Source organism: Pseudooceanicola marinus, assembly GCF_020177265.1.
GTDB lineage: Bacteria > Pseudomonadota > Alphaproteobacteria > Rhodobacterales > Rhodobacteraceae > Pseudooceanicola > Pseudooceanicola marinus_A.
Map to the genome: position 1 here is coordinate 13,068 of NZ_JAIVMC010000009.1, position 24,492 is coordinate 37,559.

Genomic DNA, 24,492 nt, shown 5'->3' on the forward strand with positions numbered 1-24,492 from the left:
GTGCAAAGGGTGATCGGCGGATCAGAGCGTGGCGAGCGCCCGGGCGAACATCGCCGGGTCGACGTTACCGCCGGAGATCATCGCGACCACCGTGTCGCCCTGCAGCGAATCTGCGCGGGTCAGCGCAGCGGCCAGGGCCACGGCGCCGCCGGGTTCGGCTACCACCTTCAGCCGCAGGAAGGCCTGGGCCATGGCCTGCAGGGCCTCCTCGTCGGTGACCACCAGGCCGGGGCCGCAGAGCTCGGACATGATCGGGAAAGTCAGGTTGCCGGGCTGGGGCGTGACGATGGCGTCGCAGATCCCCCCCGACATGGAGGCGTTGCGCTGGATCTCACCGGCGGCGAGCGAGCGGGTCACATCGTCGAAGCCTTCCGGTTCCACGGGGCGCACACGCAGACCGGGGGCACGGTCGGCGCAGGCCAGCGCCACGCCCGAGGTCAGCCCGCCGCCGCCGCAGCAGACCAGCATCTCGGCCTCGGAAATGCCCATCTCCAGCAGGTCCTCGGCGATCTCCAGCCCGGCGGTGCCCTGGCCCGCGATCACCTGCGGCTCGTCGAAGGGTTTGATCAGGGTCAGGCCGCGTTCTGCGGACAGACGCGCGCCGATCTCGTCGCGGTCCTCGTTGGCACGGTCATAGGTCACCACCTCCGCGCCGAAGGCCCTGGTGTTGGCCAGTTTCAGCTGCGGCGCGTCGGCGGGCATGATGATGACCGAGGGCACCCCGTGCATCTTCGCCGCCAGCGCCACGCCCTGGGCATGGTTGCCCGACGAAAACGCGATGACGCCGCGCGCCCGCACTGCCGGGTCCAGCGCCGAGATTGCCGACCAGGCGCCGCGGAACTTGAAGCTGCCGGTCAGTTGCAGGCATTCGGGTTTCACCAGAACGCGGCGGCCCGCGATCTCGTCCAGGAAGGGCGAGGACAGAAGGGGCGTGCGGCGGGCGTGTCCCGCCAGCCGCGCGGCGGCGGCCTCGATCATCTCGATGTTCATTTCGGAGCTTTCTTTCTGGGCCTTATCTCAGGGCCTCAAGCCAGGTCGCCAGGGCGGCGAGCGCCTCCGGCTCGTCAAGGAAAGGGGTATGCCCCCGGTTCGGGACCCTCGCAAGGATCATGCCAGGCGCACGGGCCTGCATTCGGGTCACCGTCTCTTCGCTCAGCAGATCAGAGTTCTCGCCCCAGATCAGCGCCAGGGGTTTCGCCGCCAGCGCATCGAAGAGCGGCCAGAGGTCGGGGGCGGGATCGGGTGGCGGCCTGCCGAAGACGGCCTCGCGCAGGGCCGGGTCATAGTCGATGACCAGCCCGTCGGACGTTTCGCGGGTGGTGTTGCCGATCATCTGTCGCCAGCGGTCAACGGAGACGTCCGGGAAGGCCGGATCGCCGACACGGGCGGTGGCGGCTTCGTCCAGCGTGGCGAAGGGCGGGTTCTGACCGAGGTAGCCCGCGATGGCGCCCAGGCCGTCGGTGTTCAGCTCGGGCCCGACGTCGTTCAGCGCCGCGCCCCGCAGGCGGTCAGGGGCATGCAGGGCCAGCCCCATGGCAATCAGCCCGCCGCGCGATGTGCCCAGGATCGCCGCGCTGTCGATCCCCAGGTGATCCAGCAGCGCCAGCGCATCCTGTGATTCGGTGGGCAACGTGTAGGTGGCCGGCCCGGTCCAGTCCGACCGCGCGCGGCCGCGGTAATCCATCCGGATCAGCCGGACGCCCGGCAGATGCGGCGCCACGATGTCGAAATCGCGCCCGTTGCGGGTCAGCCCCGACAAGCACAGGACCGGCAGGCCCTCGCCCGCCTCCTCGTAGTAGATCGCGGCGCCGTCGGGGGCGGTGAAACGGGGCATCAGAAGACCTCCAAATCGGGCACGGCGGACAGGTCCGTCAGGATATGCTCCGGCGTGCCGGGCAGCCGGTCCAGCGGCAGGCCGGCGCGGTTTACCCAGGCGGTGGCGAACCCGTAGGCCGCCGCCGCCGAAACGTCCCAGCCATTCGATGACACGAAGAGCACCTCTTCGGGGTCGCAGCCGAAGCGCCCGCCGACCAGATCGTAGACCGGCGCCGCCGGCTTGAAGACGCCGACCCGTTCCACCGACAGCACCGCGTCCAGCAGGGTTTCCACCCCGGCGGAGGCCACGGCCCCTTCCAGCATGTCGGGGGATCCATTGGACAAAATCCCCGTGGCCAACCCGCGCGCCTTCAGCGTTGCCAACACCTTGGGCACCTCGCGGTAGGCCGGCAGTTCCCAGTAGAGGGCCAGCAGATCCTCGCGCAGCACCGGATCGTCCAGCCCCTCCGCCTCCAGCGTCCAGTCCAGGGCGTCCTTGGTGACCTGCCAGAAATCCGTGTGCAGCCCGCGGATGGCCCGGTGCCAGGAGTATTCCAGCTGCTTGGCGCGCCACTGGGCGGCCACGCGCGACCAGCTTTCGTCCAGGGCGCCGGCGCCGGGAGCCTCGGCGGCTGTGCGGGCGGCGGCGTTGACGTCGAACAGCGTGCCGTAGGCGTCGAAGATGCAGGTGGTGACGGGCATGGCAGATCCTCCTCCGGGCGCCGCCCTCCCGGCGCCTTCGGAGGCAACCTGCCATGGGGCGGCGGGGGTGGGAAGGCCGGTTTGCGATCCGCGCGCGCCTGCGTTAAGTTGGAGGAGAGAGAAGGCACCCGGGCAGGACCCGGCCCTCCAAACCCACCCCGACAAGATTGGACATTCCATGAGCACCGCAAAATCGGGCGATACCGTACGCATCCACTACACCGGCACCCTGACCGACGGCACCACCTTCGACAGCTCCGCCGGCCGCGAGCCGCTGGAGTTCACCGTGGGCTCCGGCCAGATCATCCCCGGCCTCGACAAGGCGATCCCCGGCATGGCCGTGGGCGAAACCCAGAAGGTCGAGATCCCCAGCGAAGAGGCCTATGGCGCGCATAACCCCGACGCGCTGCAGCAGGTCCCGCGCGACGCGATCCCCGCCGAGATCCCGCTGGAAATGGGTCTGCAGCTGCAGATGCAGACGCCTCAGGGCCAGGCGATCCCGGTGACCGTGGTCGAAATCACCGACGAGAACGTCACCCTGGATGCCAACCACATGCTGGCGGGCAAGGACCTGGTGTTCGACATCGAGATGGTCGAGATCGTTCCGGCGGCCTGATCCGGCCCTGATTTCAGGCCCTTCGCCCCCAGGGGCGCGGGGCCACCGCCCGCCCCGGCCAGCCGCGCCGGGGTGGGCGCCCCCACCCGACGCGGCCTTCCCCCGACATCGCAACGCCCGCTGCTGTCCGTGCCCCGGCACGTCACGCTTCCCCGCTGCGGCCCGCGCCGCTAGACCTTGTCCTGCCCCGGCAGACCACAGGAGCGGACAGGCATGCAGGACAGGATCGACGAGCTGCGCGCGCGCATCGCGGCACTTCAGGATCAGCTGGAACAGGAACTGGCCGAGCGGCGCAGCCGCTTCTGGGACCGGATCGAGAACGGTCGGGTTGTCTGGGAAGAGGGCATGCGGCGCCGCCACAAGGAGCTGCGCCAGCATGTGCCGGGCTTCCTGGCGGCCAGCCCGATCCGCCACACCATGACCGCGCCGGTGATCTATTCGCTGATCGTGCCCTTCGCGATCCTGCACCTGTGGGTGTGGATCTACCAGGCGATCTGCTTTCCCGCCTACCGAATCCCCAAGGTGCCGATGCGCGACTACATCCGCATCGACCGTCATCAGCTGGCCTACCTGAACGGCATCCAGAAACTGAACTGCGTCTATTGCGGCTACTGCAACGGCGTCGTGGCCTGGGTGCGCGAGGTCGCCGGCCGGACGGAGGCCTTCTGGTGCCCGATCAAGCACGCGATGAAGACGCGCGGTCCCCACCCCCACTATGCTCATTTCGCCGACTATGGGGACGGCGAGAACTTCCGCGCCGAGTGGGAGGCCTCGCGCGCGCGGATGAAGGCGCTGAACTGTGCCGCGCAGGGCTGCGATCACTGCCGGTCGCAGGACGAGGCCAACTGATCGCGCGCCGCGACGCCTCGCTGCCAGACATGAAAAAGCCGCGTCCCGGGGGCGCGGCTCTTTTCATCGTCCGTGTTGTGGCGCCGTGGCCTCAGCCCTTGCGGCGCAGGCGGATCACCACGTCGACCTTGGAAATCTCGGCCCCGTCGGGGGCACGCGGCACACGCGCCAGCTCAAGCTCCTCGGAGGGCGCATCGCTGAGCGACCCGTCGTCTTCCCAGAAGAAATGCGGGTGGTCGTGCATGTTCGTGTCGAAGTAGCTGCGCGAGCCGTCGACGGTGATCTCACGCATCAGGCCCGCGTCGCAGAAAGCGCGCAGGGTGTTGTAGACGGTGGCCAGCGAGACGGGCTGGCCGCTGTCCTTGGCGGCGGCGAAAAGGCTCTCGGCGGTCACATGCCGGTCCTGCCCATCCCCCACGAGAAGGGAGGCGAGGCCGATCCGCTGCCGGGTCGGTCGCAGGTCGGCCTTTGCCAGCCAGTCCGCGCCGCGTTCGGTTGCCGTTGGGGTCATGCCGTTCTTGTATCCTTCAGTTCGCCAGACAATATAGGAAAAAAGGGCCCCGAAACGCAACCGTTCCGGCAAATCGCCGCGACGGAGCGCCTTTGCCAGCACCTTGCATGGTTCGCGCGCGCGGTGATAGAGGGGTCGGGATGAAAAAGATGACACGGAAAGGGGCGCGCCTGAATGGCTGATTATCCCAGCAGTTTCGACCGGGAAGACCTTCTGAAATGCGCGCGCGGAGAGCTGTTCGGCCCCGGCAACGCCCAGTTGCCGGAACCGCCGATGCTGATGATGGACCGGATCACCGACATCTCCGCCGATGGCGGCGCGCACGGCAAGGGCCACGTTCTGGCCGAGTTCGACATCAACCCGGACCTGTGGTTCTTCGAATGCCACTTCCCCGGCAACCCGATCATGCCGGGCTGCCTCGGCCTGGACGGCCTGTGGCAGCTGACCGGCTTCAACCTGGGCTGGCGCGGCTGGCAGGGGCGCGGCTATGCGCTTGGCGTTGGCGAGGTGAAGCTGACCGGCATGGTGCGGCCTGACCGCAAGATGCTGACCTACAAGATCGACTTCACCAAGGCCGTGCAGACCCGCCGCCTGACCATGGGCGTGGCGGACGGCATCGTCGAAGCCGACGGTGAGGTCATCTACCAGGTCAAGGACATGAAGGTCGCTCTCTCCGAGAGCTGATCCATCGACACCTATCTCTCCACGGAAGGAGGACACCATGCGTCGAGTCGTGGTCACCGGATTGGGGATCGTCTCCTCTATCGGGAACAACGCCGAAGAGGTCGAGGCCTCTCTGAAAGCGGGCAAATCCGGGATCGAAGGATCCCCGGAGATGGCCGAGCATGGCTTCCGCAGCCAGGTTGCCGGGACGCTGAAGATCGACCCGGCCGAGCATGTGGACAAGCGCACCCTGCGCTTCATGGGCCCGGGCGCCGCCTATGCCCATATCGCCATGCAGCAGGCGATCGCCGATGCTGGCCTTGAGGACAGCGACGTCGTGAACGAGCGCACCGGCCTTGTCGCGGGCTCGGGCGGGCCGTCGACCTCCGCCATGTTCCAGGCGCACCAGACGGTGCTGAAATCCGGCGGGACCAAGCGGATCGGCCCGTTCGCCGTGCCGAAGTGCATGTCGTCGACGATCTCGGCCAACCTCGCGACGGCCTTCAAGATCAAGGGCATCAACTACTCGATCACCTCGGCTTGCTCGACCTCGCTGCACTGCATCGGCAATGCGGCTGAACAGATCATGATGGGCAAGCAGGACGTGATGTTCGCCGGCGGCGGCGAGGAGCTCGACTGGACCCTGTCCTGCCTCTTCGATGCCATGGGTGCCATGTCCTCGAAATACAACGACACGCCGGAACTGGCCTCGCGCGCCTTCGACGCGGACCGGGACGGCTTCGTCATTTCCGGCGGCGGTGGCATGCTGGTGCTGGAAGACCTCGAACACGCCAAGGCACGGGGCGCCAAGATCTACGCCGAGGTCACCGGCTTTGCCGCCACCTCGGATGGGCACGACATGGTCGCGCCCTCGGGCGAGGGTGGCGAGCGGGCGATGCGCCTGGCGCTGCAGACGCTGCCCGAGGACCGCAAGGTGGGCTACATCAACGCCCATGGCACCTCGACCCCCGTCGGCGACGTGGGCGAGGTCGAGGCCGTGCGCCGCGTCTTCGGCGAAGGCGCGACCCCGCTGATCTCCTCGACGAAATCCATGACCGGCCATGCCCAGGGCGCCGCGGGCGCGCTGGAGGCGATCTTCTGCCTGATCATGCTGGCCAAGGATTTCATCACGCCGTCGATCAACATCCAGACCCTCGACGAGGCGATCAACCCCGGCGAGATCGCCCGGTCGCTGGTCGAAAAGGCGGGCCTGGACACGGTGATGACGAATTCCTTTGGTTTCGGCGGCACGAACGGTTCGATGCTGCTCTCGCGCTATACCGGGTGACAGGGTTATGACAGGACAGATGCAGGGGAAACGCGGCCTGGTGATGGGCGTGGCCAATGATCGCTCCATTGCCTGGGGGATCGCCAAGGCTCTTCACGAGGCCGGGGCCGAGATGGCCTTTTCCTACCAGGGAGAGAACTTCGGCAAGCGCGTGGCGCCCCTGGCCGCCTCGGTGGGTGTGGATTACCTGCTGGACGTGGATGTCAGCGACGATGCCTCGATGGATGCGGCCTTCGCCGACCTGAAGGCGAAATGGGGGACGCTCGATTTCGTCGTCCATGCCATCGCCTATTCCGACAAGGCAGAGCTGTCGGGCCGGTTCATCAACACCAGCCGCAACAACTTCAAGCATTCGCTGGACATCTCCTGCTACTCGCTGATCGACGTGGCGCGCCGCGCCGCGCCGATGATGACCGAGGGCGGCGCGATCCTGACCCTGACCTACCAGGGGTCGAACAAGGTGACGCCCTATTACAACGTCATGGGCGTGGCCAAGGCGGCGCTGGAAAGCGCCGTGCGCTACCTGGCCAACGACCTCGGCCCCGACGGGATCCGCGTCAACGCGATCTCCCCCGGCCCGATGAAGACCCTGGCCGGTGCGGCGATCTCCGGTGCGCGCAAGACCTTCCGCCAGACCGAAACCAACGCCCCCCTGCGCGCCAACGCGACGCTGGAGGCCGTGGGCGGGACGGCGGTCTACCTGGCCTCCGACGCCGGTGCCTGCACCAGCGGCGAGATCATCCACGTCGATGGCGGCTACCACGTGCTGGGCATGCCGCAGCCGGAAAACCTCTGAAGCATGCCCGGCGCGCCCCTTGCGGGCGGGCCGACGCCTCCGGCGGGAGTATTTCTAGCTGTCGGATAATATTAGCGATTGCTTAACCCTGCGCGGGCAGCATCGAGCGGCGGTACAGGGTGGAGACCCGATGACCGTGCTAGAAGGATGGGCCTCTCGTCACGTTGGTTCGGGCGAGAGGTTCTTCTTTATCCGACAGCCCAAAATACTCCCGCCGGAGGCTTCGGGCCGTCTTGCGGCCCGAAATCGCCCTCACCGTTTGCGGAAGGTCAGGTAGTGCGGCGTTCGGCCCTCGCGTAGGGCCTTCTGCTCATAGCGGGTCGAGATCCAGTCGTCCCAGGACTGGCGCCAGTCTGTCGGGCTTTCGGCCAGCCAGTCGAAGCCGTGACGCGGCACCTGTTGCAGGGTCTGGCGCACGTAGTCGGGAATGTCGGTCGCGACGCGGAAGATCGCGCCGGGCTTCAGCACCCGGTTCAGCGGCTCCAGGTGTTCCGGCGTGACGAAACGGCGCCGGTGGTGGCGTTTCTTCGGCCAGGGGTCGGGGTAGAGCAGGAAGGCGCGGGAGATCGAGGCATCGGGCAGCACGTCGAAGAGGTCGCGCACATCGCCCGGGTGCACCGCCAGGTTTTCCACGCCAGCCTCGCGGATCTTGCCTAGGAGCATCGCCACGCCGTTGATGTAGGGTTCCGCCCCGATGATGCCGATGTCGGGATTGCCGGCGGCCTGGTGCACCAGGTGCTCCCCGCCGCCGAAGCCGATCTCCAGCCAGACATCCTTGCCGCCGAAAAGCGCGTCGAGGTCGATTGGGGTGCGGTCTGGGTTGTCCTCCCAACTGACCTTGCTGGGCGACAGCTTGCCCAGGTCCTCGTCCAGGTAGGCTTCCTGGCTGGGGCGCAGACCCTTGCCCTTGAAGCGGCCGTAGAAGTTGCGCCAGGGCGCGCCGGAGGGGTGGGTGTCGGGGCGATTGTCGGTCATGTTTCTATCTCTGCCAGTCGGGCTGTCCCTGGTGCGCCAGGGGTCGGGGCGCTTGTGCCAAGGCGCCGGGGCGGGCGTCAAGCGGTCAGCCGCGACCGCGATAGGGCGGCACACCCTGATCGGGGATCCAGAGGTCTTCGGGGGCGGGGCCGGTGGCCCAGAAGACGTCGATCGGGATGCCGCCGCGCGGATACCAGTAGGCGCCGATGCGCAGCCATTCGGGCGCCAGCAGGTCAGCCAGGCGGCGGCCGATCATCACCGTGCATTCTTCGTGGAAGGCGCCGTGGTTGCGGAAGGACCCCAGGAAGAGCTTCAGCGACTTGCTTTCGACCAGCCAGTCGCGGGGGACGTAGTCGATCATGATATGCGCGAAATCCGGCTGGCCGGTCATCGGGCAGAGCGAGGTGAACTCGGGCGCGGTGAAACGCACGTTGTAGCGTTCGCCCGGCGTGGGCTGGGGGACGCGTTCCAGCACGGCGGCCTCCGGCGAGGTGGGCAGGCCGGTGGACTGGCCCAGTTGGGTCAGGCCCGTGGTATCCGTCATGATCTTGCTCCTGGCTGCGGAAGGCGGCGTCCTAGCATGGCTTGCGGTCCCGGGCCAGTGGGCAGCGAAAAGCCCTGCTCCGACGGGCGGAGCAGGGCGTGTTCATGGGCCAATTATCGGGGCCCACTCTCTAGGCCTCAGAGCGCGCTCAGAGGTTGGACTTGATCGCCTCGACCAGGTCGGTCTTCTCCCAGGAGAAGCCGCCGTCGGCATCGGGCGCGCGGCCGAAGTGGCCGTAGGCCGCGGTGCGCTGGTAGATCGGCTTGTTCAGGTCCAGGTGCGTACGGATCCCGCGCGGGGTCAGGTCCATGGACTTGGCCACGGCTGCCTCGATCTCGGCCTCGTCGACCTTGTTGGTGCCGTAGGTGTCGACGTAGATCGACAGCGGCTTGGCGATGCCGATGGCATAGGACAGCTGCAGGCAGCATTTGTCCGCCAGGCCGGCCGCGACGATGTTCTTCGCGAGGTAGCGCGAGGCATAGGCCGCGGACCGGTCCACCTTCGTCGGATCCTTGCCGGAGAAGGCGCCGCCGCCGTGCGGGGCCGCCCCGCCGTAGGTGTCGACGATGATCTTGCGGCCCGTCAGGCCGGCGTCGCCGTCGGGGCCGCCGATGACGAACTTGCCGGTCGGGTTGACCCACCATTCGGTTTCATCGGTCAGCCAGTCTTCGGGCAGCACTTCGCGGATATAGGGCTCCACGATCTCGCGGATGTGGGCCGAGGTCTGGGCGTCGTCCGCGTGTTGCGTGGAGAGCACCAGCTGGGTCACGCCCACGGGCTTGCCGTTCTCGTACTTCAGCGACAGCTGCGACTTGGCGTCGGGGCGCAGGGTCGGCTCGGTGCCGTTCTTGCGGACCTCGGCGAGGCGCTGCAGGATCTTGTGCGCGTAGTGGATCGGCGCCGGCATCAGCTCCGGGGTTTCATTGGTGGCGAAACCGAACATGATGCCCTGGTCGCCCGCGCCCTCGTCCTTATCGTTCGAGGCGTCCACGCCCTGGGCGATGTGGGCCGACTGTTCGTGCAGCAGGTTGGTGATCTCCACGGTCTCGTGGTGGAACTTGTCCTGCTCGTAACCGATGTCCTTGATGCAGTTGCGGACGATGCCGTCGACATGCTGCATGTAGTCGTGAAGTTTGTCCTGATCAGCCAGACCGACTTCACCCCCGATGACTACTCGGTTGGTGGTGGCGAAGGTCTCGCAGGCGACGCGCGCCTCCGGTTCCTCGGCGATGAGGGCGTCCAGGATGGCATCGGAAATGCGATCGCAGACCTTGTCGGGGTGGCCCTCTGAAACGGATTCAGAGGTGAAGATGTAGTTCTGGCGTGTCATTTGGAAGTGCTCCGGTAAAAGTTCAGACCTGCCCCGTCAGGAAGCCGTTGGGGCGGCGCGTAGTATTGGGTAGGCCGCTAGAACCTTGGGGTCAATCAACTTTCTGGCGAAGACCTGAACACATGGTGAACAAATCCCGCAGCAGCGACACAAAAGAGCGCAAAAGCGACGAGCAGTGCCGGCCAGTCGCCGTGCCGGCTGTAGGGCGTGGGCGCCGAGGGCGGCGGCAGCGTGACGTCGAGATGGCCGGTGGTGTTCAGCGGCAGGCTGGCCAGCAGTTCACCATCGGCGGAGATCAGCGCCGAGACCCCGGTGTTGGCGGCCCGCACCAGCGGTAGCCCCTGTTCCACGGCACGCAGACGTGCCTGTGCAAGGTGCTGATAAGGCCCGGAAAAACTTCCGAACCAGGCGTCATTTGTCACTTGCAGAAGCAGATCGGGGCGGGCCGGCGCGGCACGGATGTCGCGTGGAAAAACGGCTTCGTAGCAGATCAATGGCAGGGCGCGGCCGATGCCTGGTAGCTCCATCAGGCGGGCGCCGGGGCCGGGCGTGTAGCCGCCGCCGAAGCGCGAGGCGAGCGCGCCGATGCCCACATCAGCCATGAGGTCGGCGAGTGGCAGGTATTCCCCGAACGGGACAAGGTGGTGCTTGTCATAAGTGCCCGAAATTTCGCCATTTGCGTCCAGAAGGGCGAGGGAGTTGTAGTAATCGGCCCCGTCGCGGCGCTGCACGCCGAAGGCCAGGGCGCTGCCCCGGGCGGATTCGGCCAGCAGATCGGTCAGCGCGGCGCCTTCGTTCAACAGGTAGGGCACCGCCGTTTCCGGCCAGATCACCAGGTCAGGGCGCTGGCCATCGGTGCCCTCTTCGGTCGTCAATTGCTGCAGCCGGTTGAAGAAGACGGGGATGCGGTCAGGCAGCCATTTCTCGCGCTGCGGGGCATTGGGTTGCACCAGGCGCAGGACCGGGGCCTCGGCCCCTGCGGGCAGGGCACGGGGGGGCAAAGACAGGGCCAGGGCCAGGGGGGCGGCGAAGCCGGCCAGCGCCAGCAGGGCGGGGGCGATCCGGCTCCGGCCCGGGTGGGACAGGGCGGCGCCCAGCAGGGTCGCGGGCCACAGCAGCAGCAGCGAAAGGGCATGCGGCCCGCCCCAGGCGGCCAGCGGCAGCAGCGGTGACGGGATCAGCGCGTGGCCGATCAGCGCCCAGGGGAAGCCGGTGAAGATCCAGCCGCGCAGGGCCTCGGCCAGGGTCAGCGTGGCGGCCAGGGCCAGCGCGGCGGGCAGGCCGGCGGGCGCGACCCGCTTGGCCAGCGCGGCAGCCCCGCCCCAGAACAGCGCCAGCCCGCCGGCCATCAGCACCAGCGCGAAGGGTGCCATCCATCCGTGCCGGGCGATGTCCACCATGAAAGGTTCGACGATCCAGGCCAGGGCCAGCGCGAAATAACCTGCGCCGAAGAGCCACCCGGCCCGGGCCGCCCGCGCAGGGCGCTCGGCGCGCAGGACCGCGAGGGTCAGCAGGGCGAACCCCAGGATGGCGGCGGGCCAGAGCGACAGGGGCGCCTGCCCGGTGGCGGCCAGGGCGCCGGCGGCGACGGGCCAGAGCGGGGCCAGGCGGCGCGGCGAGAGGCACGACAGGCGGGACGTCATGATCGGGTCAAGTCCGGAAAAAGAGGAGCGGGCAAGCGGACGGCCCGCCCTGCGCTGTGTGGCGCGCGCCGGCCCGGGGCAGGGCGCGCGCCGGGGTCATTCCGCGTCGACGGGTTTCAGGCGGACGCGCAGGCGCTTGATCCGGCGGGGGTCGGCCTCGACCACCTCGAATTCATGCCCCGCCGGGTGCACCACGACCTCGCCGCGCGCGGGCACGCGGCCCGCCAGCATGAAGACCAGGCCGCCCAGCGTGTCGATCTCTTCCTCGTCGACGCTGTCGTCATCGGTCAGCGACAGGCCCGTGGCCGCCTCGAAGTCCTCCAGGGGCGCCTTGGCCAGAGCCAGGTAGCTGCCGGATGCCTCGCGCGTCCACAGCGCGTCCTCGTCAACGTCGTGTTCGTCCTCGATCTCGCCGATCACCTGTTCGATCAGGTCCTCGATCGTCACGAGGCCATCAACGCCGCCGTATTCGTCGATCACCAGGGCCATGTGGCGCCGTTCGGTCTGCATCTTCTGCAGCAGCACCCCGATGGGCATCGAGGGCGGCACGAACAGAAGCGGGCGCAGCAGCTCCTCCATCTGGAAGTCAGAGGTCGCATCCCAGCCGTGCTTCAGCGCGAAGTCCTTCAGGTGGACGAAGCCCTTGGGGCTGTCCAGCGTCTCGTCGTAGACGGGCAGGCGGGTCATGCCGCTTTCGCGGAAGATGCCGACCAGATCGTCCTGGCTGATGCTGTTGGGAACCGCCACGATCTCCACCTTGGGGATCGCCACATCCTCGACCCGCATGTTGCGCAGGTTCAGCAGGGAATGGCGCCGTTGCGGCGGGCTGGCGGGTTGCGCGCTGGCGCTGCTTTCCGGGGTGCGGGTTGCGGCGCTGCTGCGGTTGCCCAGCAGGCGACCGAAGAAACCGGGACGTTGCCGCGGGTTCGCATTGGCCGGGGCGGCGGCGGGCGCGACACCGGGGGTGGCACTGGACGCGACGCTGGGGGCATGGGGGGCCGCAGGCGGGGTCCCGTTGGGCCGCGCAGGTCCATTGCCGCCCTCGGGGGAGGAGGCAAGGTGCAGACCATCCGTGGCATGAGCCAGAGGGATGCCGTCCGTGCCGGTCATGGCAGGGCTGGCCTCACGGGATCCGTTGACGAGGCTTCCGGACGCCACGGCATCAGCCGCATCGATCACGGAAGGGGCCGCGGCAGAGCCGGCGACGCGGGACACGGGTCCCTCGGTTTCGACCAGGCGCATCGCGGGATGCGGTGCTGCGGGGTCTGGGGTCATGGAACGCGCGCGCTGCGCCGCGTTAGAAGACCCGTCTATGCTGTCGCCCATTGTTCCTTTCCGGTTGCCGGCCTGTCAGTCAGCCAAAATGCTATATGGGAATTAATATGGGTCAGCGATACCCAGTTTGCCAAGTATTTCCGTCTCCAGCCCTTCCATCAGCTCCGCATCGCCGTCGCGGACGTGGTCATAGCCCAAAAGATGAAGGATTCCGTGAACGACGAGATGTGTCACGTGGTCGGAAAAAGACTTGTCCGCCTCTGCCGCTTCGCGGGCGCAGGTGTCCCAGGAAATCGCGATGTCGCCCAGTTCGACCGGGCCGAAGATCTCCGCCTCGGGGCCATCCGGGGCCTCCTCGGGCAGATCCGGGGTGCCGCCCTCGTTCTCGGGGGCCAGCTCCTCCGCCGGCCAGGACAGGACGTTGGTCGGTGTGGGCTTGCCCCGGAACTCGGTGTTCAGCGTGGCGATGCGCGCGTCGTCGCAGCCCATGACGCAGATCTCGTAGCCGGCCGGGCCGATCCCGAGACGGGTCAGTACCGCCCGGGCGGCGGTTTCGGACAGCGCAGGCAGATCCGCATCATCCCAGCGGGGATCCTCGATCACGCAATCGACGAGGGCAGGGGCGGAGGGGGCTTGGTCGGTCATGGGCGCCCCATACAGCACCGAAGCGGCCCCGCCAATGCCTCTCGGCGGGGCTCGGCGATGCCTCAGCTTTCCTCGTCGGCCTCGTAGGCCTCGATGATCTTCGCCACCAGCGGGTGGCGCACCACGTCCTTGGCGGTGAAGTAGTTGAAGCTGATGTCGGGGATCGCGCCCAGCAGACGTTCAGCATCGCGCAGGCCCGATTGCACCCCGCGCGGCAGGTCCACCTGGCTGCGGTCGCCGGTGATCACCATGCGGGAGTTCTCGCCCAGGCGGGTCAGGAACATCTTCATCTGCATGGTCGTGGCGTTCTGCGCCTCGTCCAGCACCACGAAGGCATTCGCCAGGGTCCGGCCGCGCATGAAGGCCAGCGGCGCGATCTCGATCTTGCGGGCCTCGCGCAGTTTGCCCACGTCCTTGGCGCCGAGGAAATCGTTCAGCGCGTCATAAAGCGGCTGCATGTAGGGATCGACCTTTTCCTCCTGCGTGCCGGGCAGGAAGCCCAGGCGTTCGCCGGCCTCGACGGCGGGGCGGGTCAGGATGATCTTGTCGACGTGGCCTTCGATGAAATGGTTCACCGCGACAGCCACGGCCAGGTAGGTCTTGCCGGTGCCGGCCGGGCCGATGCCGAAGGCCAGCTCGTGCTTGTAGAGGTTCTGGACGTATTCCTTCTGCGCCGCGGTGCGCGGCTCGACCATCTTGCGGCGGGTCTTGATCTCCACCTCGCCGCCGCGGAACATCTCCAGCTGGTCGCCGCCTTCGGTGGGAGAGACGGTGCTGTCGGCGCCGGGCTCTCCCATGCGAAGCTCGCGGTCGATGTCGGCCTGGGTGACCTCGCGGTCGGCTTCCAGCCGGGCATAGAGGGCGCGGAGCACGCCGACGGTCTGCTGGGGCGCGGGCGCCTCGCCATGGGCGACCAGGTGGTTGCCGCGTCTGAGGATCTGCGTGCCGAGCTGCTGTTCCAGGTAGGCCAGGTTCCGGTCGTATTCGCCGCAGAGTTCGATCAGCAGCAGGTTATCGGGAAACTCGACCGAGGCTTCGGAAATTCCGGTGTCATCCGTGTCGGGGGACGTATTCGGGGTCAGCAGGCTTGTGGCCAAGTGGCGCTCCTTCAGATCGGGCCGGTGCGCGGCACCGGCGTGCCATGGGGATAGCGTGGCAGGGGGCGGGGCGAGGGGCAAGAGGGGATTGCATTTGCCGGTCGCACGGGACGAAAAATGCCGCAAGCGAAGGCTTGCGGCATTCTGATGTGGGTATCTGCGCGGGGCGGCGCAAGGCCACGGCTCCCGCTCAGGTTCCGGGGGCCTGCGTCGGGTCGGGAATGCCCGAGCCGCGCTTGAAGCCGCCGGTGGCGGTGTTGGGCGGTGCGGTGCCCGAGCAGACAGGCTTGCCGTACTTGTCCAGGCGCTGCGACAGGTAGCCTTCGAGGCCGTCGTCGATGATCCAGTGGTCACAGCCGTTGGGATCGACCCAGATGCCGGCCTTCAGCGTGGACAGGTGGTGCGAATTGATGCCGTAGTCGACGCTCTTGTCGCCGGGCACGTTGCCCGGGTGACCGCAGGCGGCCAGAGAGGCCAGCAGAAGAACGCCCGAGGCGGCTTTCACGATATGCATGTGGCTGGTCCCCTTCAGCGGATGCAGATGATTTCGACGCGCCGGTTGGCGGCCATGCCGGTGGCGGTGGTGTTGGGCTGGGCGGGATAGCGTTCGCCGTAGCCGCGCACATCCGCGATCCGCGCGCCGACCGAGGCCGCGACCTGGGCCACGGCATTGGCGCGGTTCATCGACAGCTTCAGGTTATAGGCGTCGGAGGCGCGGCTGTCGGTGTGACCGACGATGATGTAGGAGGTCGCGCCCGTCGAGGTGAAGAACTGCTGCAGGCGCTGCCGGTTGGCGGCGCTGATCGCATATTTGTCCGTGGCGAAGAACTGGTCGGTGGGCAGCACGCCGCAGACGTTCTGGCGGCGGCAGACCGGAATGCCCTGGCGGGTGACGTGGGGCGTCATGTAGCCCTCGGCGCCGTCATCCATCACCCAGTGTTCACAGCCGTCCGGGTCCACCCAGATCGTCGGCACATAGGGTTCGTTCCACCCCTTGCCCTGGGCCTGTGCGGTGCCGGTCATCCCGGTCGCCAACACGGCCAGCCCGAGCGCCGCTGCCGAAAAGGCAGCCAGGCCGCGCCGGGCGAAATGCGCGAAAGTCTCTACCACAACAAATATCCTTTCCGTCCCCCGGGGCGATCCGCGCCCGCTTCTTGTCCCGGAAGCCTGCGGATCGGCAATGAAATGCGCTTTCACATTGCAGCAGAAGCCTGCGCTTGTGAAGGGTGTTCACCGGCGCGGCGGGGGCGTTTCGGGCATATTATGGTTTTGATGCCGCAGCTTGACCTCTGCGGGGCTCTGCGTGGGCAATGCCCGAGGTTCGCACAGTTGCGGGGCGCAGGGCACGCAGTCGCCCGCCCGAAGGTCTCAGACCAGCGTACCGGCCAGCGAGTTGGCCCCGGCGGAGGTGATCTTCACCCGGCGCAGGTCGCCCGGTTGCAGCCCCTCGGCTTCGACATGGACGGCATGCAGGTGGTCGGACTTGCCCACCATCTGGCCCGGATGCCGGCCCGCCTTCTCGAACAGCACGCCGACCTCGCGGCCCACCATGTCCTGCATGAAGGCCTGCTGCTGACGGTTCAGAAGCGCCTGCAGCTCGATCAGCCGGTCCGAGGACACGGAGGGATCGACCTGGCCCTTGCGGTCCGCCGCAGGCGTGCCCGGGCGGGAGGAATACTTGAACGAGAAGCAGGAAGCGTAGTTGACCTGCTCCACCAGATCCATGGTGTCGCGGAAGTCCTCATCGGTCTCTTCCGGGAAGCCGACGATGAAATCCCCCGACAGCGCCAGGTCGGGTCGGGCCTCGCGGATGCGGTCGATCAGCCGCATGTAGCTGTCGCGGGTATGGCTGCGGTTCATCCGCTTCAGGATGCGGTCGCTGCCCGATTGCACCGGCAGGTGCAGGTAGGGCATCAGCTTCTCGCAGTCGCCATGGGCGGCGATCAGGTCGTCTTCCATGTCGTTGGGGTGGCTGGTGGTGAAGCGGATACGCTCCAGCCCGTCGATCTCGGCCAGGGTGCGGATCAGCCGGGCGAGGCCCCAGTCGCGGCCCTCGGGTCCTTCGCCGTGGTAGGCGTTGACGTTCTGGCCCAGCAGGGTGATCTCGCGCACGCCGCGGCTGACCAGATCGCGCGCCTCGCTCAGCACGCGATCCACAGGGCGGCTGACCTCGGCGCCCCGGGTATAGGGCACGACACAGAAGGCGCAGAACTTGTCGCAGCCTTCCTGCACGGTCAGGAAGGCGGTCGGGCCACGCTTGGCGCGGGGACGGCCCTTCAGCTTCTCGAACTTGTCTTCCTCGGGCATGTCGGTGTCGACGACGCGCGTGCCGCGCCCGGCCTTCGCCTCCATCTCCGGCAGGCGGTGATAGCTTTGCGGGCCGACGACCATGTCGACCATGGGCTGACGCTCCATGATCTCACGGCCCTCTGCCTGGGCGACGCAGCCGGCGACGCCGATTTTCAGATCCGGCTTGGCGGCCTTCAGCCCCTTGAACCGGCCCAGCTCGGAATAGACCTTCTCGGCCGCCTTCTCGCGGATGTGGCAGGTGTTCAGCAGGATCATGTCCGCCTCGTCGGGCGAGCTGACCTCGGTATAGCCCGCCGGGCCCAGGGCCTCGGCCATGCGCTCGCTGTCGTAGACGTTCATCTGGCAGCCGTAGGTCTTGATGAAGAGCTTCTTGGGGCTGGACATGGGCACGGACCTTTGCGGGAACGGGATCAGGGCGTGTCCCTACACCAGATGCGGGTGGGCTTGCAATCCGGGGGGCGATCGGGCTTGCTTGGGCCGCAACGACAGCAGGGCCGGGAAGGGCGCGGCGGATGTATTTCAGCACGTTTGAGGAGTTCCTGCGCAACGGCAGGGACCTGCTGGCCAAGGGGCCGGTGGCGATGATCTTTGCCGAGGACGAGGTGGAGCTGGACACCACCCTGCGCCACCATCGCGACGCGGGCTTTGCCCAGGTGCTGCTGTTCGCCCCCGACGCCTTCACCGTGCCCGACGACCTGAAGGACCTGCCGCGGATCGCCTACAGCATGGTCGCAGACAATGCCCTGAGCCGCGCTGTCAACGCGGTGATCGAGGCGGCGCCGGCGGGCACCTGGCTCTACTACTGCTACAACGCCGAGTACCTCTTCTATCCCTTCTGCGAGACCCGGACGGTGGGGGAGCTGCTGACCTTCCACGCCGAGGAACGGCGCGACGCGATGCTGAGCTACGTCATCGACCTCTATGCCGACGACCTGGAGGCGCATCCCCTGGCCGTCTCGATCGAGCGGGCGCATCTGGACCGGGCCGGCTACTACGCGCTGGCGCGGCCTGACGCCTGGGGGAATGAGCTGGCGCGGCAGCTGAATTTCTACGGGGGACTGCGCTGGCGCTACGAGGAGCATATCCCGGAGGGGCGCCGCAAGATCGACCGGGTGTCGCTGTTCCGCGCCCGGCCGGGGCTGGTGATGGGCGAGGACTATCTGTTCAACGATCCCGAGTACAACACCTACGCCTGCCCCTGGCACCACAACCTGACCGCCTGCATCTGTTCCTTCCGCACCGCCAAGGCGCTGAAGTCGAACCCCGGCTCGCGCTTCGATATCGGTGGGTTCACCTGGCACAATTCGGCGAGGTTCGAATGGCATTCCCGGCAGCTTCTGGACCTCGGCCTGATGGAGCCGGGGCAGTGGTTCTGACGCCTCCGGGTGCGGGCGCCTTGCTTGGGTGAGCGGGGAGGGGGGCGCTGCCCCCTCTTGCGCCGGGGGCGCAATTCACCCCCGGAGTATTTGCGGCCAACGTATGGGACGAAGGCGCGCGGCGCGGGCAGGCCTGGATGCTCAGGGGGCCAGAAGGTGGTCTCGGGCGGTCTGGCGCAGGGCCTGGGTCAGCGGCGCCAGCGCCTCGGCCATCACTCGACTGACCTGCCAGTACAGCGGCGTGTCGAGGGTGGCGTTCGGGATCAGCTCGACCAGGGTACCGGCCTCCAGGTCCCGCTCCAGCAGGGCGCGGGGGTTCAGCCCCCAGCCCAGCCCTTCCCGGATCGCCAGGGTGAACCCTTCGGCCGAGGGCAGGCGGTGCGCCGGGGGCAGCGGGCCGGGACCCGCGAAGCGCCGCAGCCAGCTGGCCGCCAGCGTATCCTTTTCGTTGAAGATCAACGTGGGGGCCCGGGCCAGGGCCTTGGCGGTGACCCCATGGGCGAAGTGGCGCGCGATGAAAGCGGGGCTGGCGACAGGGACGTAGCTGAGCGCGCCCATGGGATGCGCCTCGCAGCCGCGCAGGGCGGTCCCGTCGGAGGTCAGCGCGGCCGAGACCTGGCCGCGGCGCAGCCACTCGCCGGAATGGTCCTGATCGTCGACGTCGATGGAGAAGAGCGTGCCGGGCATGGCCTCCTGGGCGCGGGCCAGCGCCGGCGGCAGCCAGGTGGCCAGGCTGTCGGCGTTGACCGCGATCCGCACGCGCGCCGATGTCGGCTCCAGCCCGAGGCGGCGCAGGGTCAGTGCCTCCAGCTGCCCGACCTCCTCGGCATGGCGGGCAAGCTGGGCGCCGGTGTCGGTCGCCGTGACCGGCGGCCCCCGCTGCACCAGGACCGCGCCGATGCGTTCCTCCAGCGCGCGCAGGCGCTGCGACACCGCGGACTGGGTGATGCCCAGGTCCATCGCCGCCTGTTCAAACGACCCGCGGCGCAGGATGGCGGAGAGGGTGGCCAGCTGTGCGCGATCCAGCTGCATAAGAACTCCTAATGCATAAGCAAATTCATTTATTGGACTTACCCTAATGAGGGCCCTAGTCCAATAGGGTGTGTGTCAGTTGTGGGGGAACTGATGGGCGCTGCTTACTGGGCGGGTTTCGGGCTTGGACTGTCACTTATCGTGGCGATCGGGGCCCAGAACGCCTTCGTCTTGCGCCAGGGTATACTACGGCAGCACGTTCTGCCGGTCGTCGTGTTCTGTGCCGTTTCCGATGCGGTTCTGATTGTTGCTGGTGTGTACGGGTTCGGCACGTTGGGCGCGACGGCACCCTGGGCAACGGAAGGTCTGCGCTACGCCGGCGCGGCCTTCCTGTTGGTTTACGGCGCCCTGGCCTTGCGCAAGGCCTGGCGCGGCGGTGGCGGTTTGCGCGCCGAGGAGGCGCCGTCTCCGTCCCTCTGGCGCTGCCTCGGGATCTGCGCGGCGCTGACCTGGGGCAATCCCCATGTCTACCTCGATACCGTCGTCCTGATGGGGGCCGTGGCCTCCGGCTTCGCGGATCGCGCCAGTTTCGCCGAGGGCGCGGTCAGTGCCTCCTTCCTGTTCTTTTTCCTGCTGGGCTACGGCGCGCGACTGCTGGCGCCCCTGTTTCGCCGGCCGGGCGCCTGGCGGCTGCTGGATCTGGGCGTGGCGGTGATCATGTGGAGTGTCGCCGCCAAGCTGCTGGTGGGCTGATCCGTCGCGGCCGCTGACCTCGGCGTTGCGCGCGCCTGTGAGGGCTTGCCAGCCCGGGTTCGGCCCCCTATCCCGAAAGCATGACAGAAGCACGCAATTCCCGTCCCGTGGTGGCCGTCGGCTGGATGCTGATCACCGGGGTTCTCTTCGTGTCGGTCACCGCGCTGGTGAAGACCCTGGGCCCGTCGATCCCGGCGGCCGAAGGGGCCTTCCTGCGGTTCCTGCTGGGGCTGGTGCTGATGGCGCCGGTGCTGCCGCGGCTGTTCCGCCTGCGCCTGGACCAGGCCACCTGGGGGCTGGTGGCGCTGCGCGGGCTGCTGCACAGCGGCGGCGTGGCCCTGTGGTTCTTCGCCATGGCGCGCATCCCGATCGCGGATGTGACCGCGCTGAACTACCTCAACCCGATCCTCATCACCCTGGGCGCGGCGCTGTTCCTCGGCGAAACCCTGGCCTTCCGCCGCATCGCCGCCGTGCTGGTGGCGCTGTTGGGGGCGATCATCATCCTTCGCCCGGGCCTGCGCGAGATCAGCACTGGCCATCTGGCCATGCTGGGCACGGCGAGCTTCTTCGCGGGCTCCTACCTGATCAGCAAGCGGCTGACCGACCGGATCGAGCCGGTGCTGGTGGTGGCGCTGATGTCGGTGACCGTTTCGATCGGGCTGGCGCCGCTGGCACTGCCGGTCTGGGTGACGCCTAGCCTGGGCCAGCTGGGCCTTCTGATGGGCGTGGCCCTGGCGGCGACGGCGGGGCACTACTGCATGACGCGGGCCTTCCAGGTGGCGCCGATGACGGTGACCCAGCCGGTGACCTTCCTGCAATTGCTCTGGGCGGTCATCCTGGGCGCGGTCGCCTTCGGGGAGCCGCCGGACCCCTGGGTGATGCTGGGCGGCGCGCTGATCATCGCTGCGGTCAGTTTCATCACCTGGCGCGAGGCGCAGCTGAAGCGGCGCCGGATCACGCCGCCGGTCGAGGCGACGAAGCTCTGATGACCTCCGCCCCATGGTCCGCCTTCGGGCACTACGGCAGCGTAGGGGAAAGTGCGCCGGTTTGATCCCTGTCAAAGTCGAGGCGGTGAATCATCAATAGACCTGTCCTCCAGGAAACGAAGCGAAAGGATCGCCCACATGTCGCATACCCCTCACACGCTCGATCAGGAGTTCCCGGAGTTCGTGGAAACCATCGACGCGCTGAAGGCGTCTGACCCGCATTTCGCCAAGCTGGCGGAGGATTACCACGAGGTGAACCGCCAGGTGCACCGGATGGAGACCAACGTCGAACCGGCCGAGGATCTGGCCATCGTCGAGGCGCGCAAGAAACGCGGCCTGCTGAAGGATGAGATCTTTGCCGCACTGAAGGCCGCGCAGACGACCGCCTAAGCCGTTTCGCTGATCGGATCGAGACAGACGGGCGCCCCGGGGCGCCCGTTTTCATCTGCGCGCCTCAGCCCACGTCGTAGGGCAGGGTGCCGCGATGGTTGGCGTCGATGGTCAGGCGCCGTTCCAGCGGCGGCACGGAGCGCTGATGGCAATTCTCCCGCTCGCAGATCCGGCAGGAGATGCCGATCGGCTCAAACGCCTGGGGGCTGCCGATGTCCAGCCCGTCCGCATAGACCAGCTTGTCCGCATGGGCGACCTCGCAGCCCAGCGAAATGGCATAGCGCCGCCGCGGCGCGCCCCAGCGACCGCCCGATTTCGACACGTCCCGAGACAGCGAGACATAGCGCACCCCGTCCGGCGTTTCCGCCAGCTGGCGCAGGAACTGGCCCGGCGTCTCGAAGGCGCGGTGGACGTTCCACAGCGGGCAGGCGCCGCCGTAGCGGGCGAACTGCAGGCGCGTGGCCGAATGGCGCTTGGTGATCGTGCCGGCCTGGTCGACCCGGACGAAGAAGAAGGGGATGCCCTTGGCGCCGGGGCGTTGCAGGGTCGACAGCCGGTGCGCCACCTGCTCGATGGAGGCACCGAACCGCATGCCGAGGATCTCCAGGTCGTGCCGCGTCTCCTGCGCGGCGGCGAGGAAGCGGCCATAGGGCATCTGCGCCGCCCCGGCAAAATAGTTAGCCAGGCCGATCTTTGCGATGGAGCGGGCCGTGGGGGTCTGGAAGCGGGCCAGGTCCAGCGTCGCCTCCAGCAGCTTGTCCTGTTCCAGCAAGGCGACCTGCAACAGCAGCTGGAAGGTCTGGGTTTCCGGATCGGCGCGCAGCGACAGGGTCAGCTCCTTGCGCTCGGGGTCGTAGCGGCGCAGCTCTGCCACGTCCTCGAACTTCACCCGGATGCCGAGGTTGCCCAGGGCCGAGACGGCGCGCACGCGGATGTTGTTTTCATTCCGCACCGGCGTGGCGAAACGTTCGGCGGCCCGGTCCACGGCGTCTATGTAGTTGTCGCAGTAATGGAAGAAGTCGCGCACCTCGTCCCAGGGCGACGGCGTGGCGCGGGTGTCGTCGCGGCCCAGGGCCTCGTCTAGCGAGGCGAGGCGTTCGTGGGTCTGCCGGTAGGCTCGATGCAGATGCAGGAAGGCGCGCGCCAGCGCCGGGGCGTTGGCCGCCGTAAGCCGCAGGTCGGCCAGCGGCGGGGCCAGGTCGGCCAGCACCGGGTCGGCCATCGCCTCGCGCATGTCCGACACCAGCCGTTCGCTGTCCCCCGTGGACAGTTCCGTCACGTCGAAGCCGAATTCCTGCGCCAGCGACAGCACCACCGAGGTCGAAACCGGGCGGTTGTTGTTCTCCATCTGGTTCAGGTAGGGCAGCGAGATGCCCAGCTTGGCCGCGAAATCCTTCTGCGTCAGACCCAGCTTCTGCCGCGTTTCCCGGAGCTTCGCCCCGGCGTAGAGCTTCTGTGCGGACATCCCCACTCCCCCTCGCAGCACGCGCGCGATGCGCGGCTTTGCAGTTTTGCCTCTGGAGGAGGCTAACTTTGCAAAGGGTGGTTAACAAGCCGTAAGGCGAGGCTGATGGGATGGCTGCGGTCAGGCGATGCCGATGCGTTTCTCGCGCCGCATGACCATCGTGATGAACCCGATGGAGGTGACGCCGCAGGCCAGCATCAGCCAGATCAGCGGGAAGGCCCCTGTGCCTGGTCCCAGCAGGGAGCCGGCCAGTGCCGACAGCGCCGCGCCCCCGCCGATCATCATCGCCCCGCCCAGGCCCGAGGCCGTACCCGCCAGATGCGGTCGCACCGACAGCATGCCGGCGTTGGCGCAGGGGATGGTCATGCCGCTGCCGAAGCCGACGAAGGCCATGGCGCCGAAGAAGACGTATTCGCCGCCGATCCCCGCGTAGGCACAGAGCAGCGAGAACAGCATCCCGCCCGACACGATCAGGCAGCCGGACATGATCATGCGGTTGGTGCCGATGCGCGCGGCCTGTTGGCCGGTGAACCAGTTGCCGAGGAAGTAGCCCACGCCGGAGGTGGCGTTGAAGATGCCGAACTGCGTCGGTGTCAGCCCGTAGACCGAGGTCGCCACGAAGGGCGCGCCGCCGATATAGGCGAAGAAGGCGCCCGAACAGGTCGCCGCCGCCATCGAATACCCCCAGAAGCGCGGCGATTTCAGCAGCTCCGGGTATTCGGCAAACTGGCGCAACACCGACAGGTCCGACGGTTTCGCGGTCTCGCCCAGATCGTACCAGGTCAGGATCAGGATGGCGAAACCGCAGGAGAAGAGCAGCCAGAAGGAGGATTTCCAGCCGAACAGCTCATCCAGGACGCCGCCCAGGACGGGGGCGAACATCGGCACCATCGACATGCCCATGGTGACATAGCCCATGGCCGCCGCGGCGCGGTCGGGGGTGTTCACGTCCCGCACGATGGCGCGCGACAGCACCATGCCCCCGGCAACCGTCGCCTGCAGCAGACGGAAAATCATGAAGACGGTGAAGTTCGGCGCCAGAAGGCAACCCAGCGTCGCCACGAGGAAGATCCCCAGCCCCCAGAGCAGCAGCGGCCGCCGCCCGTAGCGGTCGGCGAGCGGTCCGATGAAGATCTGCAGGAAGCCGCTGACCCCGAGGTAGCCGGCCACCGACAGCTGCACCAGCTTGTAATCGATGCCGAAATGGTCTGCGATACGCGGCAGCGAGGGCAGGAAGACGTTCATCGTCATCGCGCCGATCCCGGCCAGCAGGATCAGCGTCGTCATGTTTGGCGGCGTGGTCCGGTCGAGGAACCGGCGCGGTTGTTGCGATGTCATGAGTTTCTGCTAGTCGCGTGTTGGCGTCATGTCCATGCGCATTGCATGCTCTTTGCGGATTTGCAATTTGCAGTGAAGCCTTTGGCAAGACTTTGCAAATTTGCCCCTTTTTCCTTTTTGCAGGGCCTTCCGGGTTCTATGGTCCCCGAGAGG

The 24,492-nt window shown here is 67.6% G+C and carries 26 protein-coding genes and 1 riboswitch; of the genes, 9 read left to right on the plus strand and 17 right to left on the minus strand.

All coding sequences use genetic code 11. The annotated features are described in order from the left end of the window. Window positions 1–21: 21 nt before the first annotated feature. The 3 genes from LC066_RS15800 to LC066_RS15810 are packed head-to-tail and all read right to left on the minus strand — an operon-like array spanning window position 22 to window position 2,517. Entirely contained in the window at window positions 22–990 is a 969-nt protein-coding gene (locus LC066_RS15800) for a threonine/serine dehydratase (RefSeq protein WP_224900975.1), read from the minus strand. A gap of 22 nt (window positions 991–1,012) precedes the next feature. Then, window positions 1,013–1,834: an alpha/beta fold hydrolase gene (locus tag LC066_RS15805; protein ID WP_224900977.1), complete on the minus strand. Its 822-nt coding sequence runs from the start codon at window positions 1,832–1,834 to the stop codon at window positions 1,013–1,015. Beyond that, window positions 1,834–2,517 (minus strand): haloacid dehalogenase type II, encoded by a 684-nt coding sequence (locus tag LC066_RS15810; protein WP_224900979.1) that lies wholly within the window; start codon window positions 2,515–2,517, stop codon window positions 1,834–1,836. The genes LC066_RS15805 and LC066_RS15810 overlap by 1 nt, the downstream gene beginning before the upstream one ends. Before the next feature lie 178 nt (window positions 2,518–2,695). On the opposite strand from LC066_RS15810, the gene LC066_RS15815 reads away from it, so the two are divergent. Both LC066_RS15815 and LC066_RS15820 read left to right on the plus strand, forming a co-directional pair. Beyond that, window positions 2,696–3,133 carry an FKBP-type peptidyl-prolyl cis-trans isomerase gene (locus tag LC066_RS15815; protein ID WP_222479885.1) on the plus strand — a complete coding sequence of 146 codons (438 nt, stop codon included), beginning with the start codon at window positions 2,696–2,698 and terminating at the stop codon, window positions 3,131–3,133. Between the two features lie 213 nt (window positions 3,134–3,346). Continuing rightward, window positions 3,347–3,982 (plus strand): hypothetical protein, encoded by a 636-nt coding sequence (locus LC066_RS15820; RefSeq protein WP_224900981.1) that lies wholly within the window; start codon window positions 3,347–3,349, stop codon window positions 3,980–3,982. 91 nt (window positions 3,983–4,073) lie between these two features. Here LC066_RS15820 and irrA read toward each other — a convergent pair whose 3' ends face one another. Continuing rightward, window positions 4,074–4,493 (minus strand): iron response transcriptional regulator IrrA, encoded by a 420-nt coding sequence (irrA, locus tag LC066_RS15825; RefSeq protein WP_085889366.1) that lies wholly within the window; start codon window positions 4,491–4,493, stop codon window positions 4,074–4,076. Between the two features lie 174 nt (window positions 4,494–4,667). Here irrA and fabA point away from each other — a divergent pair, with 174 nt between their 5' ends. From fabA to LC066_RS15840, 3 genes are read left to right on the plus strand one after another with little or no spacing between them, the layout of a single operon-like run. Continuing rightward, window positions 4,668–5,177 (plus strand): bifunctional 3-hydroxydecanoyl-ACP dehydratase/trans-2-decenoyl-ACP isomerase, encoded by a 510-nt coding sequence (gene fabA, locus LC066_RS15830; protein ID WP_085889367.1) that lies wholly within the window; start codon window positions 4,668–4,670, stop codon window positions 5,175–5,177. 37 nt (window positions 5,178–5,214) lie between these two features. After that, window positions 5,215–6,444 (plus strand): beta-ketoacyl-ACP synthase I, encoded by a 1,230-nt coding sequence (gene fabB / locus LC066_RS15835; protein ID WP_222479891.1) that lies wholly within the window; start codon window positions 5,215–5,217, stop codon window positions 6,442–6,444. Window positions 6,445–6,451: 7 nt separating this feature from the next. Next, window positions 6,452–7,240, plus strand: coding sequence for an enoyl-ACP reductase (locus LC066_RS15840; protein ID WP_224900984.1), 789 nt, complete (start codon window positions 6,452–6,454; stop codon window positions 7,238–7,240). A 252-nt stretch (window positions 7,241–7,492) separates the two neighbouring features. Here the strand turns inward: LC066_RS15840 and trmB are convergent, their stop codons facing one another. The 10 genes from trmB to miaB all read right to left on the minus strand — a co-directional run bounded on the left by trmB (window position 7,493) and on the right by miaB (window position 17,443). Further along, entirely contained in the window at window positions 7,493–8,215 is a 723-nt protein-coding gene (gene trmB, locus LC066_RS15845; RefSeq protein ID WP_224900986.1) for a tRNA (guanine(46)-N(7))-methyltransferase TrmB, read from the minus strand. Window positions 8,216–8,300: 85 nt separating this feature from the next. After that, window positions 8,301–8,759 (minus strand): preQ(1) synthase, encoded by a 459-nt coding sequence (queF, locus tag LC066_RS15850; protein WP_224900988.1) that lies wholly within the window; start codon window positions 8,757–8,759, stop codon window positions 8,301–8,303. 148 nt (window positions 8,760–8,907) lie between these two features. Continuing rightward, complete coding sequence (gene metK, locus LC066_RS15855) at window positions 8,908–10,089, minus strand: methionine adenosyltransferase (RefSeq protein ID WP_222479900.1); 1,182 nt, start codon at window positions 10,087–10,089, stop codon at window positions 8,908–8,910. A 7-nt stretch (window positions 10,090–10,096) separates the two neighbouring features. Next, window positions 10,097–10,148, minus strand: a riboswitch (SAM-SAH riboswitch). Window positions 10,149–10,184: 36 nt separating this feature from the next. Next, window positions 10,185–11,732 (minus strand): apolipoprotein N-acyltransferase, encoded by a 1,548-nt coding sequence (gene lnt / locus LC066_RS15860; protein WP_224900991.1) that lies wholly within the window; start codon window positions 11,730–11,732, stop codon window positions 10,185–10,187. Between the two features lie 96 nt (window positions 11,733–11,828). After that, the gene (locus LC066_RS15865; RefSeq protein WP_224900994.1) at window positions 11,829–12,842 is read right to left on the minus strand and encodes a hemolysin family protein; all 1,014 of its coding nucleotides are present in this window, start codon (window positions 12,840–12,842) and stop codon (window positions 11,829–11,831) included. Between the two features lie 267 nt (window positions 12,843–13,109). Then, on the minus strand, window positions 13,110–13,652 hold the full coding sequence (ybeY, locus tag LC066_RS15870; RefSeq protein WP_224901006.1) for an rRNA maturation RNase YbeY: 543 nt from the start codon (window positions 13,650–13,652) through the stop codon (window positions 13,110–13,112). A 62-nt stretch (window positions 13,653–13,714) separates the two neighbouring features. Further along, a complete protein-coding gene (locus LC066_RS15875; RefSeq protein WP_412103249.1) occupies window positions 13,715–14,749 on the minus strand; it encodes a PhoH family protein in 1,035 nt (344 codons plus the stop codon). 190 nt (window positions 14,750–14,939) lie between these two features. Next, window positions 14,940–15,263 carry a hypothetical protein gene (locus tag LC066_RS15880; protein WP_222479909.1) on the minus strand — a complete coding sequence of 108 codons (324 nt, stop codon included), beginning with the start codon at window positions 15,261–15,263 and terminating at the stop codon, window positions 14,940–14,942. 14 nt (window positions 15,264–15,277) lie between these two features. Then, entirely contained in the window at window positions 15,278–15,772 is a 495-nt protein-coding gene (locus LC066_RS15885) for an OmpA family protein (RefSeq protein WP_224901510.1), read from the minus strand. Window positions 15,773–16,117: 345 nt separating this feature from the next. After that, a complete protein-coding gene (gene miaB / locus LC066_RS15890; RefSeq protein ID WP_224901009.1) occupies window positions 16,118–17,443 on the minus strand; it encodes a tRNA (N6-isopentenyl adenosine(37)-C2)-methylthiotransferase MiaB in 1,326 nt (441 codons plus the stop codon). 128 nt (window positions 17,444–17,571) lie between these two features. On the opposite strand from miaB, the gene LC066_RS15895 reads away from it, so the two are divergent. After that, window positions 17,572–18,435, plus strand: coding sequence for a glycosyltransferase family 2 protein (locus LC066_RS15895; protein WP_224901012.1), 864 nt, complete (start codon window positions 17,572–17,574; stop codon window positions 18,433–18,435). Between the two features lie 141 nt (window positions 18,436–18,576). On the opposite strand, the gene LC066_RS15900 is transcribed toward LC066_RS15895, so the two are convergent. After that, complete coding sequence (locus LC066_RS15900) at window positions 18,577–19,467, minus strand: LysR family transcriptional regulator ArgP (RefSeq protein WP_224901016.1); 891 nt, start codon at window positions 19,465–19,467, stop codon at window positions 18,577–18,579. Between the two features lie 93 nt (window positions 19,468–19,560). Here LC066_RS15900 and LC066_RS15905 point away from each other — a divergent pair, with 93 nt between their 5' ends. From LC066_RS15905 to LC066_RS15915, 3 genes are all read left to right on the plus strand, one after another. Then, a complete protein-coding gene (locus LC066_RS15905) occupies window positions 19,561–20,160 on the plus strand; it encodes a LysE/ArgO family amino acid transporter (RefSeq protein WP_224901019.1) in 600 nt (199 codons plus the stop codon). A gap of 80 nt (window positions 20,161–20,240) precedes the next feature. Continuing rightward, the gene (locus LC066_RS15910) at window positions 20,241–21,146 is read left to right on the plus strand and encodes a DMT family transporter (protein WP_224901022.1); all 906 of its coding nucleotides are present in this window, start codon (window positions 20,241–20,243) and stop codon (window positions 21,144–21,146) included. A gap of 138 nt (window positions 21,147–21,284) precedes the next feature. Further along, on the plus strand, window positions 21,285–21,536 hold the full coding sequence (locus LC066_RS15915; protein ID WP_085889381.1) for a YdcH family protein: 252 nt from the start codon (window positions 21,285–21,287) through the stop codon (window positions 21,534–21,536). A 64-nt stretch (window positions 21,537–21,600) separates the two neighbouring features. Here the strand turns inward: LC066_RS15915 and LC066_RS15920 are convergent, their stop codons facing one another. Beyond that, on the minus strand, window positions 21,601–23,001 hold the full coding sequence (locus tag LC066_RS15920) for a helix-turn-helix domain-containing protein (RefSeq protein ID WP_222479923.1): 1,401 nt from the start codon (window positions 22,999–23,001) through the stop codon (window positions 21,601–21,603). Between the two features lie 120 nt (window positions 23,002–23,121). Further along, complete coding sequence (locus LC066_RS15925; protein WP_224901025.1) at window positions 23,122–24,339, minus strand: multidrug effflux MFS transporter; 1,218 nt, start codon at window positions 24,337–24,339, stop codon at window positions 23,122–23,124. Between the last annotated feature and the right edge of the window lie 153 nt (window positions 24,340–24,492).